Here is a 13,759-nt window from a genome sequence, read left to right as displayed (position 1 = left end):
TCAGAAACCGGATTTTAAATACAATATATTTTCAGATCAAGGCATTTAAACCTTAAACGTACTTTTAAAATTCAAAAGTGTAAGAAAGGTTGAATGTTCTTCCTCTTCCTTTATAATTAAACAATTCCGGAAGTCCGTAGGTAGAATATAATACCTGGGAACGCTTGCTCCAAATGGTCTGATAATCTGTATTAAACAAATTCTGGATCCCTAAATTGAATTTACCCCAGTTAAATCGGTATCCCATCATCAGGTCTGAAGTATTGTAGCCTTCAACAACATTATTAAGCTCGTCTTTCTGCTTGAAATTCTGTAACGACTGGAATCTGAATGACCAGTTTTTAATATTATACCCGATATAGGTTACCAATTTTGAAGGAGAAGCATTATAAATCTCCTGTTTCTGCCATTCTCCTTTATTATCTACTTCAGATTTGATCAAAAGTCCGCTTGCTCCGAAATAAACTCCGTTGCTTAAGGAATAAGAAACCTCAGCTTCAATTCCCATGTTTCTTAATTTCAAATCATTCACGAGAATCTGGAAGGTCTTTTTATCTACGGCAACCGTTTTATCAGAAGTACTCAGGAATCCGGCAACCTGGGCTCTTAAACCTCCTTTGTTTATACGGTATCCTACTTCAAACTGATTGGTTTTGATCGCCTGCAGCGGCTGTTCTTTAACATTGATACTTGATACAACATCCCAGTTGGTTCCCACAAGTTTATATTGCCCGATTCCATAAAACTTGGCAGGATCGGCTAAACTTGCTCCCTGGGAAAAAGTTCCCCAAACCTGGTGCTGCTCATTGAATTTATATAATAATCCTGCATTGGCCAATGTCACATTATAAGAACTTTCACCACCCGGAATTGCAGATGCTGAAATTCCGTATCCCATCGCAACCTGTGTCTGTTGTTCGGAACCGACAAAATCATCCATTTTTACGTTGATATGCTGATAACGGATTCCTGCATTCAATTGTAGTTTTGGAAGGATATTATATTTTGCCTGAACATATCCTGCATAGCTTTGTGAATGGTTGGTTGGATATCTTCCTAGGCTGTATTTTGTCTCATTGATCAGACCTCCGCTCGACATTGTTTTGGCAATATCGTAAACAGATTGTGTTCCTTCAAATTTCTCAAAATCAAAATCTGCTCCGTAGGTAACGTTTAATCCACGCCATGATTTGGATAGTAAAGCTTTAATCCCGGAATAATAAGTATCCTGCTGTGAAGAGGACATATACGGTATTCTTCCTGTCTGTAACGTAACATTTCCAGGGAATGGATAGAATCCTAATTTTTCACCACGGGTTGCCAGCTGTACATAAAGGTCCTGCCCTCCCAAAATTCCATTTGCATTATAAGCTACTGTTGCCATATAACGCTCTGTACCTACATTTTTGTCAGATGAGAAACCATCTCTCATTTGGAGCAGGGATGAATTTTTGGTAGTGAAAGCACTTAAATTCTCACCTAAAAATAAACTTCTGTCCCCATTAAATTTAGAATTGTAATACTGAAGGGAAGCTGTTATTTTATGTTTATTGTTAAACTGATATCCTCCTGTAGCCAAAATGTCAATCGACTGGTTGTATTGAAGGTCGGTTTGTGTAATATCTGTAAAAAGCTGTTTCTGATCTGCTCCATACACACCTCCGTTCTGCTGATAAGCAACTCCTAGCCTTCCGAAGAACTTATCACCCTTGGCAGCAATGGATTGAGCGGCACGGAAATCATGGTCGTCCTTCCCCATAAAACCTGTACGTACTCCCAGTTCTGTTTCTCCACTGATTCCTTTTTTGGAAGGTGTTTTTGTAATGATATTGATAATTCCTCCGGTAGCATTTCCCCCATAAATTGAGCTTGCTCCTGAAAGAACTTCAATTCTTTCAATATTAAATGGATCGATGGCATCTAGCTGACGGCTTATTGCACGGATGCTGTTCAGAGAAACCCCATCGATCATTACCAGCGCTGAACGCCCTCTCATATTCTGTCCGTAGTTGGTTCTTCCCTGTGGACCGATATCCATAGAGGGAATAAGAATCGATAACATTTCTTTGATGGGAACTCCGCTTTTAGCCTGTTCCTGAATCTTTTCTTTCTGTACTACCCAAACGGTTCCCGGAACTTCAGAGATTTTTGTAGGTTTTCTGGAGGCTACAATCACCACATCTTCAATACCTTTAGAGGCAATAGAATCTTTCACTGTCTGGGAAATCATCACTCCCGAAACCAAAAGACCTATGAATGCATACTGCTTTTTCATTCTTTCTACTTCAAAGTTTTATAATCTCACAAAGATAATTCTTATTTAGAAAGAATAAAAATAATGAAATATGAGATTTTCCCTTATTTTATGATGGTAAATATCTTTTTACAGAAAAGTTTTATAAATCTGGATATATATAAAACCCATTAAGAAGGAAGAAGGAATAAAGTATAGTTAAGATAAATCATTCTGATCTTTAAGCTTAATGCGAAGCTCATCTTAATACTCTAAACACCTTAATACAATCTTAATGTTTCAAAAAAGTTTAAAATTCGACATCTTCTTAAAAACGTAAAATCCCGACCCAACGAAGGACCAGGATTTTACTAGTGAAAAACAAGGTTTCTTTTATACCGCAGGTCCTGCAGCATCTTTTATTTCTTCTAATAATTTTTTCCTTTCACGAAGTCTTCTTCTTGCAATAACTGATTTACCGCCAAGAACTCTGATAAATCTTAAATACTGGAAACGTTCTCGTCCAAAATGATGAGTAAGAACATATATCAATACACCAAGACCAGCCAAAATAATGTATCCGAACAATTTTTTACCTGCTATAATAATGGCATTCAGTTGAATTACTTTCATATTGGAAGCAACATTCTGAGGTGTAATCGTCATCCCATCTATATAAACAGCCAAATCTCCTATGGCAATCACCTGAAAATGGTACTGAAACCATGAATAAATTGCTGAAAAAAGACCTACCGCAAGGAAAGTTCTCCAAACCAGAACAAGCCCGATCGCAGCCAGCATATCATCCATTTCAAGTTTATCCAACGTATAAAACCATACTGAGATAAATAATGCACACATTCCGTATCCTTTCAGAAACATCGGCAGATACCAGTTGTCATAACTGAATTCCAGTACCATGGAAAAGTACATGATAATTGCATAACCCATCATCGCTGCAAATCCTGAAAAGATGAACATTTTCAGTGGTTTCTCTTTTTTAAACCAAAATACGGCAATCACTCCTGCCAGAATAATACCAGGAATCATCAGCATACTCAGTCTCGCATTTGTCACCGAGTCATATCCCAGCACTCCTACCGCAAAAGTATTCTGAATAGATGCCGTTCCTAAAAACATTCCCAGCCAGATCAACATAAACAAACCGTGCTGTACATTGTTCTTTGCAAATATTTTAAATGAAAGATAAGGTCTCTTCAGCGTCAACTGACGAATGGTAAGTAATGCAAAACTTGTAAAAGCAGCAATACTTGCATTGACAATATTCTTTGAATTCAGCCAGTCCTGCTGTTTCCCGAAAGAAAATACATAGGCTGAAAACATGAATGTGGAGATAAAAAGCAGAATACTCAGCCAGTCGATATAATGTAATGGGACTTTCAGGGCAAAATATTTATCATGCATAAAAATCCAGTGGATAAGCGCCAATATCATACATAAAACCGATGTCAGAATATAAAACTGCTGCCAGTTATAAGAAACGGCCACTTCAGCGGCATAATAAGTCGCGACCTGGTTCATCACCAAAACAAATGTATAGAACAGACCATAAAACATTCCTCTGTTTCCGATCATCATCATCAGTGGAAGAAACAGTTCTATCGTGATCATCATTTTCATAAACCCTATAAGCAGAGAAGTAAATACAAAAATCATAGGCTGCAGGGTCGTTGCATTCACAAAGTTCAGAAATGCGAGAATAACCAGTAAAGCTACCATCTTGTCTCTTACTTTGAACCTCATTTTCATTCTGAGAACAATGGGCATACAGGCCCCCATTCCTATTGTTGTAGCATAGTTGGCCCACATGAAGTATTCTGTCATGGCACCGGTACCTCCTGTCAGATAGCTGATATTTCCTGTATAAACCCCACCGATAGGCATTACCACTGCAAGCAGCAATACAATCAGCAGCAGCTGTACGGGTTTCGGTACCCAATCGCTATATAATCCTTTGTTGTACATGATTTTTTAGGTAACAGATTTCAGATATCAGATGGCAGACTTTCAACATTAACCTTAATTTTCCTCAGCATATGTCCGGAATCTGATATCTTCCATCTTTTAGTCTTTATTAATATTCACATTCATGTTCATTCCTGCGCTCAGTTTATCCAGATCTTCTTTTTTGTTGGAAGCTGTAAACTCTATTCTTACAGGAATTCTCTGCTGTACTTTAATGAAATTTCCGGTAGAATTATCTGTTGGCACACTTGAGTATCTTGATCCGGTAGCGGCTGAAACAGCAGTCACTATTCCTTCAAATGTTTTACCTCCTAAAGCATCGGCTGTCATGGATATTTTCTCACCAATTTTAATATTTGGCATCTGGCTTTCCAGGAAGTTGGCTGTTACCCATTTCTGACCATTCAGAACAATGGTTGCCACCTGCTGCCCCGGCTGAATCAGCTGACCTTCAGAAATAGTTCTTCTTCCCATTACGCCGTCATAAGGTGCGGTAATCACTGTATAGGAAAGATTGATCTTCGCCATATCCAATGCAGATTTCGTTCTTTTGATCTCGGCATCATTAATTCCCAGTTTACTTTTCACTTCAGTGGTGGAAAGATTTGCCGACTGTTTTTGATTCACAAGCGTTTCATAAGCCGCCTTTTGTGCATCATATTCTGTTTTTACCTGATCGTATTGCTGTCTTGTAACTGCTTCAGCTGCCAAAAGATTTCTGTATCTGTTTAAGTTCTGTTCTGCGTTCCATAATCTGGCTTTTGCTCCTGCAATATTAGACTGCATCACATTGATATTGTTGGAAACGGTATTCACAGAAGAACTCGTTGCCGTTTTTTGTGCCATAGCATTCTGATAGGCGGCTTCAGCCTGTCCCAACTGGGTAATAATTTCACGGTCATCCAGAATAACCAGGGTATCTCCTTTTTTAACATGCTGATGTTCGATGAATTTAATTTCTTTGATATAAGCGGAAACTCTCGTATTAATAGGATTGATAAATTCTTCTACCTGTGCGGCTTCTGTATAGGTTTTACTTCCGATATGGAAATAATTGCGTACCAGCCAGAATAATCCAAATCCAATGACCAGAAAGACAATAATATTGGAGATAATAGCTCTGATTTTATTGGTTTTATTTTTCTTTTTTTTATTCTCTACGCTTGCTGCAGCAGGAGTTGGTGTTGTATTTTGAGTGGTTTGTTCCTTGTTTTCCATTGTTGATTTTCAGTTTTAAAAATTAAAGTGTTCCTGTAGATTTCAAAAGGTTATAATACTGATACAAAACATTGATTTCAGCATTGGCATAATCTAGCTCCGACTGCAGTTTCTGGTTCTGGGCATCTATCATTTCTGCCTGTACCGCCAGTTGATTCAGATATTTGGCTTCCGTAATCTTGTAGTTTTCTTCTGCGAGTCTTTTGGAATCATTCAGAATATCTGCCTGCTGGATGGCTTCCTGATATTTTGTATAGGCTGCATTCACTCCCATATCTACATTCTGCTGTACCAGAGTCATGGCATCATTCGCTTGGTTCTTTTGCAGTTCACCTAATTTTACTTTTTCTTTTGTTTTAAAGAGTGTATCGATATTATAGCTCAAAGAAACTCCTGTCTGCCATCCTCCGGAATACATATCCAAAACAGGATTTCTGGTGGTAATCGGTCTTTGCAGGGTATAACCTCCAAATCCAGCTACAGTAGGTGCATTATCGGTTTTTATGATCTCAATGTTTTTATCTGCAACAGCAATGTTTTTTTGAGCAGATTTAACCAATGGGTTTTTCTCATGAGCAAGGTCTGTATAATAATCCATGCCTATCCCCGATTCTTTATTTTCCAAGTTTTCTGTAGGAATAATTTCTGTATCCGAGGATAAACCTAAAGCAATATTTAAATTATAATTAAGGATTTTCTTATTGTTGGAAAGTGTCAGAATTCCCTGATCCAGATTTTTGATAGCCAGTTCTCCACGAATCACTTCGTTTCTGGTCACCATTCCCTGCTGATAGAATTTTTGAATATTTTTAAGACGTTCCTGCGCCAGTTTTTTATTATTCTGAAATACCTCTTCCTGGTTCATCGTTTTATAGATATCCAGATAATTGGAAATTACCAAAAATTTTACATCCTGCTTATTTTTCTCTAAATCCAGTTCAGAAAGCTGCTCACGAAGTCCTGCCATTTCAACAGACTTATTCACCAATCCTCCTTTGAAGATCAGCTGTGTAGCCTGTACAGCATATGAACTTCCGTAATGCGGCATCGGAACTTTTGTAGAATTTGAAAAATCTTTGTCAATTGCTACTGCATCCCCTAAATAGAACTGGCTTGTAGAAGCTGTAATAGTGGGCAGTTTTTGAAGTTTAACAACATTCGTGTTTTGTTTTGCAATATCAATATTCTGTGCAGACACTTTGAGCTGCTGATGGTTCTGAACAGCGAGTTCCGCCACCTCACCTGCGGTCATCTGCTTGATCTGTTGTGAAAAAAACAGCGCGGGAAAAGCGGCTATCAAAACTGATAGTGCTGTTTTTATTTTCTTTGTCATTTTACCTTGTTTTACAGATGCAAAGTTAGGGCAACAACAAAATCAATCAAATGTTTGATTTTTGGAAAAAGATGTTCAAATGTAAGATTTTAGCTTTCGAACAGATGTCTGTACTGTGTAGGACTTACCTCCAGATGTTTCTTAAAAAAGTGAGAAAACGAGTATTGATCGCTAAATCCGAGAATAGCAGAAACCTCCGAAACAGGTTTACTGGAAGAGTTTAAGAGTACTTTTGCCTCATTAATCACAATTAGGGCGATGATCTGACTTGCAGATTTACCTGTGATAGTCTTCACTACAGAAGACAGATGTCTGGTTGTAATCGACTGCCGTTCGGCATAAAACTCAACGGTTTTTTCTGTAAGGTGATGCTCTGCAAGATCAGTAAGAAAGACAAATACAATCTCTTCCTGTCTTGACATCTGATTCATAGAGCTATTGTCTTCCTTGGAAATAATCCCGGCCATCTGATAGCAGAAAACAGAGAAAAGATGCTCTACCATTTCTTTCTTATACAGCATTTCCGTTTCGGAATCCAGGATATATTTCAGAAAATTGACACTTTTCCAGACTACTTCCATTTCATCTTCAGGAAAAGGGACTCCTTTATTCATCTGTTGCCTGAAATAACGATAGGTAATCAAGCGGTTAAATTTCAAGGATAAAGCAGAAATAAATTCTCTTTTATAGGAAACCATTCTCGACTGAAAATCATCGGTTACTCCCACCACTTCGTAAATAGTTTGGGGATCGGTTACCATAAACATATTAGCAGAAACTTCCAGATCACTGAAGTGCTGCCGGAGTTTTATCGTTCCTGATTTAATAAAGATAAAGGCAGGATTATCTGGACGAAAAGGCTTACCAACAGCTATTCGCTCGAAAATATTACGTTCCGTAAAAATATCAACTCCGAACTTTTCTAAGGCAGACATAAGACAAATGTAAGCAATCTTACCAGTGATTACAAAATTTTATTATTTTAGCATCAATCCAATTTCCTGTCAGTATGAGAAAGGTTGATCTATTATTTGCAGAATACAGTAAAAGCCATAGAAACGCTACCAATAAGTTGATTCACTGGATTTGTGTGCCTTTAATCTTTTGGACAATTCTGGGTTTTGCATCCCTCATTCCCTCGCCTCATTTCTGCGCTTCCTATTTCGGATGCGTCAGTATCATCAGCCTTATTGTGATTGCTCTTATTACTTTTTTCTATATCAGACTTTCTCTTTTGATCGCTATTGTGATGGCTGTCATTATACTCATTATGGAGCATTTTATCTATCTGACCAATATCAGTTTCGGTAAGCAATCATGGATCGTTTACCTTTCTGTATTCGTTATTACCTGGATTTTTCAGTTGATAGGTCATAAAATAGAAGGACAAAAGCCGTCTTTCCTCAAAGATCTTCAATTTCTGCTTATAGGCCCAATCTGGCTGTTAGGTTTTATTCTTAAAAAAACAGGAATCAGATATTAATCTTCCAAAGCGTATACTGCAAAACTGGCCAGCCAGTGATCTCCACCGTAATTCCCCTGGAAAAGCAATGGCAATCCATTGGCAAGAAATACGTCTGCTGTTTTCCTGAAATCTTTTTTCAGTGGATGATTGACAGGAAGTGCATTGGAAATTCCTTTCATACACCATGCTTTTGAAAATGATAAACCCACAAGGTGAACGGTCTGATAATCGCTAAGATCACTTACCACCGGAATTTTTTCAACATTTTCCAGACTTCTTTTTTCGTAGAAAGCATTCAGCCATTGTACAAATTCTTTTTGAGGAAGAACTCTGCGCATCAGATCGGCAATTTCAAGACTTGGCGAAAAGAAATCCGATCCGTCCGGTTCCAGATAAGCAGGTGTTTTCTGTTCTTTTAAAAAGAAATATTTAGCCTTTTCCATCAGCTGGTCTTCAAATTCTTTGTCTTTATTTGTTCTTGCCCAATCTATGGCAAAAGACATTGCAAATGCCGTATTAGGGTGAACTCCGGTTCTGTTTGGGTAGGTTTGCTTTGGAAGGTACGTTTTCCAGGACTTCAGAATCTGATCAGTTAGTGGTTTCAGATTTTCGTGCCATATTTTAGCTTTCGGATGGTCCCAGTTGGTAAGCTCTTCGTCCAGTTTTAAGATCCATGCCCAGCCATAAGTTCTCTCAAAAGTTCCTGTTAGCTGATATTTTGTAAAATAGTCAGCTTCTGTTTTCAATTTATCCTTCTGGAAAGATTCATCCAGTATTTTTTCAATCTCTTTGGCATTGGAGAGATTGGGTTTTGTTTTCAAAAGTCTTGTGAGCATCCAATGTCCATGAACAGAGCTGTGCCAGTCAAAACACCCATAAAAACTAGGGTGTAGGTCTTTTGGAGTTAAAGGAACTTCGCCTGCATTATTGATGATATGCGCTGTTTTATTCGGATATTCCTGATTGATACAGTGAAGAGGTTTATCGGATAATTTCATCGCCATTTCGTCTGTAAGTTTCGGAACTTCCTGGGCATACATCAGAAATGGAGAAAACATAAATGCTAAAAGACTTTTTTTCATGAATTAAAAATAGAAATAATTTACTGTTTCAACAATTTTCCGGGCCGTTTTTGAGATCTTTTGATTTAATTTTTGATTTTCTGCCTGTGTTTTAATATTTTATTTAAAAAATTCAAATAAATCTAAAATAGCACCACTTTTGAGCACACTTTTTGATCATATCCATAAAAAAACTATCCCATGAAAAACATTATTCTCCTTTTATCAGGTCTTATTCTTATCAATTGTAATAAATCAGGAGTGGCCAAACAAGAAGTGAAAGCCGATCTGATGGAAGTTATTACTGAAGATAAAGCGTATGCTCCTGTATCTCCACCTCCTTCTCTATCTGAAAAACTGATTCCAGACGAACACAAATCTAGCAAAGGGCCTTCTACCTCTAAGAAAACCGACACTATTTCCAGAAAAATCATCAAAAACGGTGATATGAAAATTCAGGTGGGTGATGTTAAAAAAGCTCAGCGCCAGGTGAATGATATCTTAAAGAAAAACAATGCTTATATTCAGAAAGAGGATTTTCAAAATACGGATATGGATGATAATCTTAACCTGATCATCAGAGTCCCTCATAAAAATTTCGATGCTCTTATCAGTTCATTTTCTGATGGAATAGGTTCTGTTTTATCCAAAAATATTTCATCCAATGATGTCACGGAAGAGTATACTGATGTATCGATAAAGCTGGCCAACAAAAAAATCTATCTCGAAAAGTATAGGGACATGCTTAAAAGTGCTGCTACGACTAAAGATATGCTTGAAATTCAGGAAAAAATCCGCGAGCTTGAAGATGAAATTGATGTGGCAGAAGGCCGACTTCGTTTTATTGATGATCGGGTGAATTACAGTACTCTGAATTTAAATTTATATAAAGAGAAAGTGAGAAGTTCAGCCACCTCAAAAATAGGTTTTGGAAGCCGGTTTGTAGATTCGGTAACGGAAGGCTGGAACAGTTTTGTAAGCTTTATGCTCGGAATAGTCTCTCTTTGGCCATTCTTTTTAATCATTCCATTTATTATTTTCTTTTGGAGGAAATGGAAATCTGGCAAGAAAAATAAAAATTAATATATGAAAACCCGGGCATCTTTGATGCCCGGGTTTTCACTGCATTATCAACATTTAAACTGTTTTCAGTATAGTTTTAAAAACAAGAATAATGCAATAGTCTTGTTAAGAGCTGTTAAATATTTTAAGTGAAATAGCTATATCACGGCAATTTTGCCATATGTTACTATTTCCCAAGTACAAATACCGCAGGAATTTTATGAAGTTCCGGCTTCTGTTTCTGCCAGTCTTTTATAGATTTTGTCTTGATGAATTCATGTTCCGGATCGTTGATATTGGCCGCAATACACAACTTGGTATTGGGTGATAAAAACTTACACAGGTCTTCAAAAAGCTGATTGTTTCTATAAGGTGTTTCCATGAAAATCTGTGAATATCCGGTTTTCTGAACAAGGCTTTCAAGATTCATGATATGTTTCTTTTTCTCTCCTTTATCAATAGGAAGATAACCATTAAAGGTGAACTCCTGCCCGTTGAATCCACTCGAAATCAAGGCTAAAATAATGGATGAAGGTCCTGAAACAGGGACCACCCGAATATTTTTCTCATGACACCATTTAACGATCAGGTTTCCAGGATCAGCAATACAAGGCAATCCCGCTTCTGATAACAATCCGAAGTCCTGCCCTTTCAGCATCAGCTCCTGAGCTTCTTTGATGTCCGCATTTTCCGTGTATTTGTCCAATAAAAATAACTTCAGATCAGCCTGCTTCTTTTCCGGAGCAAAAAATTTAACAACCTTTCGGGCCGTTTTTTCATTTTCCACGAAGAAATAGTCTGTCTGCATGATATAATCTTTCAGAACAGGCGAAAAGTGGTTGATAGAAGTATTTTCTGATAAGTAAGCAGGGAGTAAAAAAAGCATTGTATTATTTTTTAGTTCTTTCGTTTAATGAAGGTTGTGGGAAATATTTTGTAAGATCCATAGAAAAGGTAACGGAAGTGATCTTCCAGGTTCCGTTGATCTTCATCAGTGTCCAAATCTCCTTTCCCCAGTTTTCCATTTTACCGTCGTACCAAAAACTGTAATCGAAATTAGCAGAAGCTATTGCTCCATCTTCCACGATCTTAATATTATCAAATTTCTCTTCAGATTTATCATCTTTAAAACTTTTGATAAAAGTTTTATAGTCATCTGCAAAGTAGTAGTCTGCCTTAGGATTTTTCTCAAGACGTTTAGCCTGCGTCCTGTCTTTGTAAATTCCGGTCCAAAGTACGGGTTCCTGAAATAAAGAGAGATATTTGGCTTCATCTCTGGTTTTAATACACCCCATAAAGTCATCCATTACTTTACGGATCTCTGTTTCATCTTTAGTCTGGGCAAAAGAGAAATTAAAACTTACAAGAAGCAGTAACAGTAGTTTTTTCATGATTATGATTTGGGTATTTGGTTTTTAATAGCATCACATCCCTTATCCAAAAGCTGAAAGACCTTTTCAAAATCGCTCATATCTCCCCAATAAGGGTCCGGAACCTCAGCATTTTCATGATTTCCCAATACTTCTAAAAACAAAGATACTTTCTGACGTTCTTCTTCGTTTCTGGTTTTGGAAACCACATCTTCAAATACATCAATATCCATGCAGTAGATCTTATCAAAGGATTCAAAATCTTTTCTGGTGATAGGTCTTGATCTCTGTTTTGAAATATCAATATTATGATTCGCGGCGGTTTTAATGGCTCTTTTGTCGGGATGTTCCCCTTCATGCATTGAAATAGTTCCGGCTGAGTCTACTACAAAATCTTCCGGCAACTTCGTTTTCATAATCCCTTCTGCCAGAGGACTTCTGCATATATTTCCCAGACAAACCATTAATATTTTCATATTCTATCTATTTAAAAAGAGTCTTTTGTCACAACAAAACTAAATAAAAAATGAAGAATAAAACTATCCTTCATTTCTTATTTATTTCTGGTCAAAACTATTATTGTTTGATTCTTTCTGTAAGGTCTTTTACGTACTTTTTGATTTCTTTATCAATTTTCGATACGTCTTTGATGGTATCACAAGCATACATTACTGTAGAGTGGTCTTTCCCTCCCATTTCTTCACCTATTTTTGTAAAGGTAGAATTGGTGAATTCTTTAGAGAAATACATGGCAAGTTGTCTTGGTAATGCAATCTCTCTTTTTCTTGTTTTTGACAGTAATTGTTCTTTTTTGATTCCGAAATAATCACATACAACTTCCTGGATGTAAGGAATATTGATGATCTTTTTCTGATTAGCAGCAATTCTGTTGATCGTTTCTTTTAACAATTCAAGACTCAGGTCTCTCTTATATACTGTAGAGTAAGCGATCACAGAGTTGATTACCCCGATAAGTTCTCTTACATTGGTTTTCGTTTCTACAGCAAGGAAGTCAAGCATATCTCCCGGAAGAACGATTCCGTCTCTGCTTAGTTTATCTTCAATGATTTGTCTTCTTGTAGACAGATCCGGCGATTTGATTTCTGCAGAAAGTCCCCATTTGAAACGGGAAACAATTCTGTCCTGAATATCCATAATATCAGCAGGCGCTTTATCTGAAGTAAGGATAATCTGTTTTCCGTTCTGATGCAAATGATCAAAAATATGGAAGAAACTATCCTGTGTAGCTGATTTTCCTGATAAGAACTGAATATCATCAATAATCAGTACATCTACCATTTGATAGAAATTCGCAAATTCAGTCTGCTTGTGCGCTTTGGCAGCAGAGATAAACTGCTGGATAAACTTTTCAGAAGACAGATAAAGAACTACTTTATCAGGGAACTGGTTTTTTACTTCAAGTCCCACTGCCTGTCCCAGGTGGGTTTTTCCAACTCCGTAACCTCCATATAAGAATAACGGGTTGAAGGCAGTTGCTCCAGGTCTTTTTGCAATGGATCTGGCTACAGTAGCTGCAAATTTATTACTTTCTCCTTCTACATAACTATCAAAAGAATAGTCAGGCTTAAGGTTAGAATCTATATTTACTTTTCTAATTCCAGGAACGACAAAAGGGTTCACGATATTAGCAGAGAATCCTTGTGGCATTGTTTCCTGTGTTTTCGGAGTAGGAACACTTTGTCCCTTGATGTTCATGGTAACTGGTTTTTCTTCACCTTTTGGTCTGTTTTCCATCACAGAATACCATAATTTCACTCCTTTTCCAATATTTTTCTTCAGGGCAGCTGAAAGTAAGGACAGGTAGTTGTCCTCTATATATTCCTTGTAAAAATCGCTCGGTACGATCAGCGTAAGGTTGTTTGCCACTAATGAAAGCGGCTGAACCTTATCGAATAACATATCGAAAGATTTTTCAAGTTTTTTCAGGTCAGAATTGTCTTCAGCTGCGTTCAGGTTATCACGCATAAACTGAAGGCATTTCTGCCATATCATCATTAAATTGTCATCCAT

Annotated in this window: 12 protein-coding genes; 2 read left to right on the top strand and 10 right to left on the bottom strand. The window is 37.3% G+C overall.

All coding sequences use genetic code 11. The features are described from left to right. Positions 1 to 64: 64 nt before the first annotated feature. The 5 genes from DYR29_RS00060 to DYR29_RS00040 all read right to left on the bottom strand — a co-directional run bounded on the left by DYR29_RS00060 (position 65) and on the right by DYR29_RS00040 (position 7,705). On the bottom strand, positions 65 to 2,275 hold the full coding sequence (locus DYR29_RS00060) for a TonB-dependent receptor (RefSeq protein ID WP_213278667.1): 2,211 nt from the start codon (positions 2,273 to 2,275) through the stop codon (positions 65 to 67). Between the two features lie 351 nt (positions 2,276 to 2,626). Then, complete coding sequence (locus DYR29_RS00055; RefSeq protein WP_213278666.1) at positions 2,627 to 4,219, bottom strand: MFS transporter; 1,593 nt, start codon at positions 4,217 to 4,219, stop codon at positions 2,627 to 2,629. Positions 4,220 to 4,318: 99 nt separating this feature from the next. After that, a complete protein-coding gene (locus tag DYR29_RS00050; RefSeq protein ID WP_213278665.1) occupies positions 4,319 to 5,437 on the bottom strand; it encodes an HlyD family secretion protein in 1,119 nt (372 codons plus the stop codon). Between the two features lie 22 nt (positions 5,438 to 5,459). Then, a complete protein-coding gene (locus DYR29_RS00045; protein ID WP_213278664.1) occupies positions 5,460 to 6,770 on the bottom strand; it encodes a TolC family protein in 1,311 nt (436 codons plus the stop codon). Positions 6,771 to 6,859: 89 nt separating this feature from the next. Next, positions 6,860 to 7,705: a helix-turn-helix domain-containing protein gene (locus DYR29_RS00040; RefSeq protein WP_213278663.1), complete on the bottom strand. Its 846-nt coding sequence runs from the start codon at positions 7,703 to 7,705 to the stop codon at positions 6,860 to 6,862. Between the two features lie 74 nt (positions 7,706 to 7,779). Between DYR29_RS00040 and DYR29_RS00035 the strand changes: the two genes are divergently transcribed. Beyond that, entirely contained in the window at positions 7,780 to 8,253 is a 474-nt protein-coding gene (locus DYR29_RS00035; protein WP_213278662.1) for a DUF962 domain-containing protein, read from the top strand. Here the strand turns inward: DYR29_RS00035 and DYR29_RS00030 are convergent. After that, entirely contained in the window at positions 8,250 to 9,317 is a 1,068-nt protein-coding gene (locus tag DYR29_RS00030; protein ID WP_213278661.1) for a DUF2891 domain-containing protein, read from the bottom strand. The two genes, DYR29_RS00035 and DYR29_RS00030, sit on opposite strands and share 4 nt — an antisense overlap. A gap of 180 nt (positions 9,318 to 9,497) precedes the next feature. Between DYR29_RS00030 and DYR29_RS00025 the strand changes: the two genes are divergently transcribed. Continuing rightward, a complete protein-coding gene (locus tag DYR29_RS00025; RefSeq protein ID WP_213278660.1) occupies positions 9,498 to 10,379 on the top strand; it encodes a DUF4349 domain-containing protein in 882 nt (293 codons plus the stop codon). Between the two features lie 166 nt (positions 10,380 to 10,545). Here the strand turns inward: DYR29_RS00025 and DYR29_RS00020 are convergent, their stop codons facing one another. The 4 genes from DYR29_RS00020 to dnaA form a co-directional block, all read right to left on the bottom strand. Continuing rightward, complete coding sequence (locus tag DYR29_RS00020; RefSeq protein ID WP_213278659.1) at positions 10,546 to 11,244, bottom strand: SAM-dependent methyltransferase; 699 nt, start codon at positions 11,242 to 11,244, stop codon at positions 10,546 to 10,548. 4 nt (positions 11,245 to 11,248) lie between these two features. After that, positions 11,249 to 11,749, bottom strand: coding sequence for a nuclear transport factor 2 family protein (locus tag DYR29_RS00015; protein ID WP_213278658.1), 501 nt, complete (start codon positions 11,747 to 11,749; stop codon positions 11,249 to 11,251). A 2-nt stretch (positions 11,750 to 11,751) separates the two neighbouring features. Beyond that, positions 11,752 to 12,204, bottom strand: a complete 453-nt coding sequence (locus tag DYR29_RS00010) for a low molecular weight protein-tyrosine-phosphatase (RefSeq protein ID WP_213278657.1) — start codon at positions 12,202 to 12,204, stop codon at positions 11,752 to 11,754. A gap of 100 nt (positions 12,205 to 12,304) precedes the next feature. Then, positions 12,305 to 13,759, bottom strand: a complete 1,455-nt coding sequence (gene dnaA / locus DYR29_RS00005) for a chromosomal replication initiator protein DnaA (RefSeq protein WP_047376841.1) — start codon at positions 13,757 to 13,759, stop codon at positions 12,305 to 12,307.

The organism is Chryseobacterium indologenes (genome assembly GCF_018362995.1).
In the GTDB taxonomy this organism is placed as follows: Bacteria; Bacteroidota; Bacteroidia; order Flavobacteriales; family Weeksellaceae; genus Chryseobacterium; species Chryseobacterium indologenes_G.
The sequence above is the reverse complement of the archived record's forward strand: the minus strand, read 5'-3'. Positions and strand labels throughout refer to the sequence as shown.

Bases quoted from the DNA above. Each gene is read 5' to 3' on its own strand.
- DYR29_RS00060 (WP_213278667.1), bottom strand. From the start codon at position 2,275: ATGAAAAAGCAGTATGCATTCATAGGTCTTTTGGTTTCGGGAGTGATG.
- DYR29_RS00055 (WP_213278666.1), bottom strand. From the start codon at position 4,219: ATGTACAACAAAGGATTATATAGCGATTGGGTACCGAAACCCGTACAG.
- DYR29_RS00050 (WP_213278665.1), bottom strand. From the start codon at position 5,437: ATGGAAAACAAGGAACAAACCACTCAAAATACAACACCAACTCCTGCT.
- DYR29_RS00045 (WP_213278664.1), bottom strand. From the start codon at position 6,770: ATGACAAAGAAAATAAAAACAGCACTATCAGTTTTGATAGCCGCTTTT.
- DYR29_RS00040 (WP_213278663.1), bottom strand. From the start codon at position 7,705: ATGTCTGCCTTAGAAAAGTTCGGAGTTGATATTTTTACGGAACGTAAT.
- DYR29_RS00035 (WP_213278662.1), top strand. From the start codon at position 7,780: ATGAGAAAGGTTGATCTATTATTTGCAGAATACAGTAAAAGCCATAGA.
- DYR29_RS00030 (WP_213278661.1), bottom strand. From the start codon at position 9,317: ATGAAAAAAAGTCTTTTAGCATTTATGTTTTCTCCATTTCTGATGTAT.
- DYR29_RS00025 (WP_213278660.1), top strand. From the start codon at position 9,498: ATGAAAAACATTATTCTCCTTTTATCAGGTCTTATTCTTATCAATTGT.
- DYR29_RS00020 (WP_213278659.1), bottom strand. From the start codon at position 11,244: ATGCTTTTTTTACTCCCTGCTTACTTATCAGAAAATACTTCTATCAAC.
- DYR29_RS00015 (WP_213278658.1), bottom strand. From the start codon at position 11,749: ATGAAAAAACTACTGTTACTGCTTCTTGTAAGTTTTAATTTCTCTTTT.
- DYR29_RS00010 (WP_213278657.1), bottom strand. From the start codon at position 12,204: ATGAAAATATTAATGGTTTGTCTGGGAAATATATGCAGAAGTCCTCTG.
- dnaA (WP_047376841.1), bottom strand. From the start codon at position 13,759: ATGGATGACAATTTAATGATGATATGGCAGAAATGCCTTCAGTTTATG.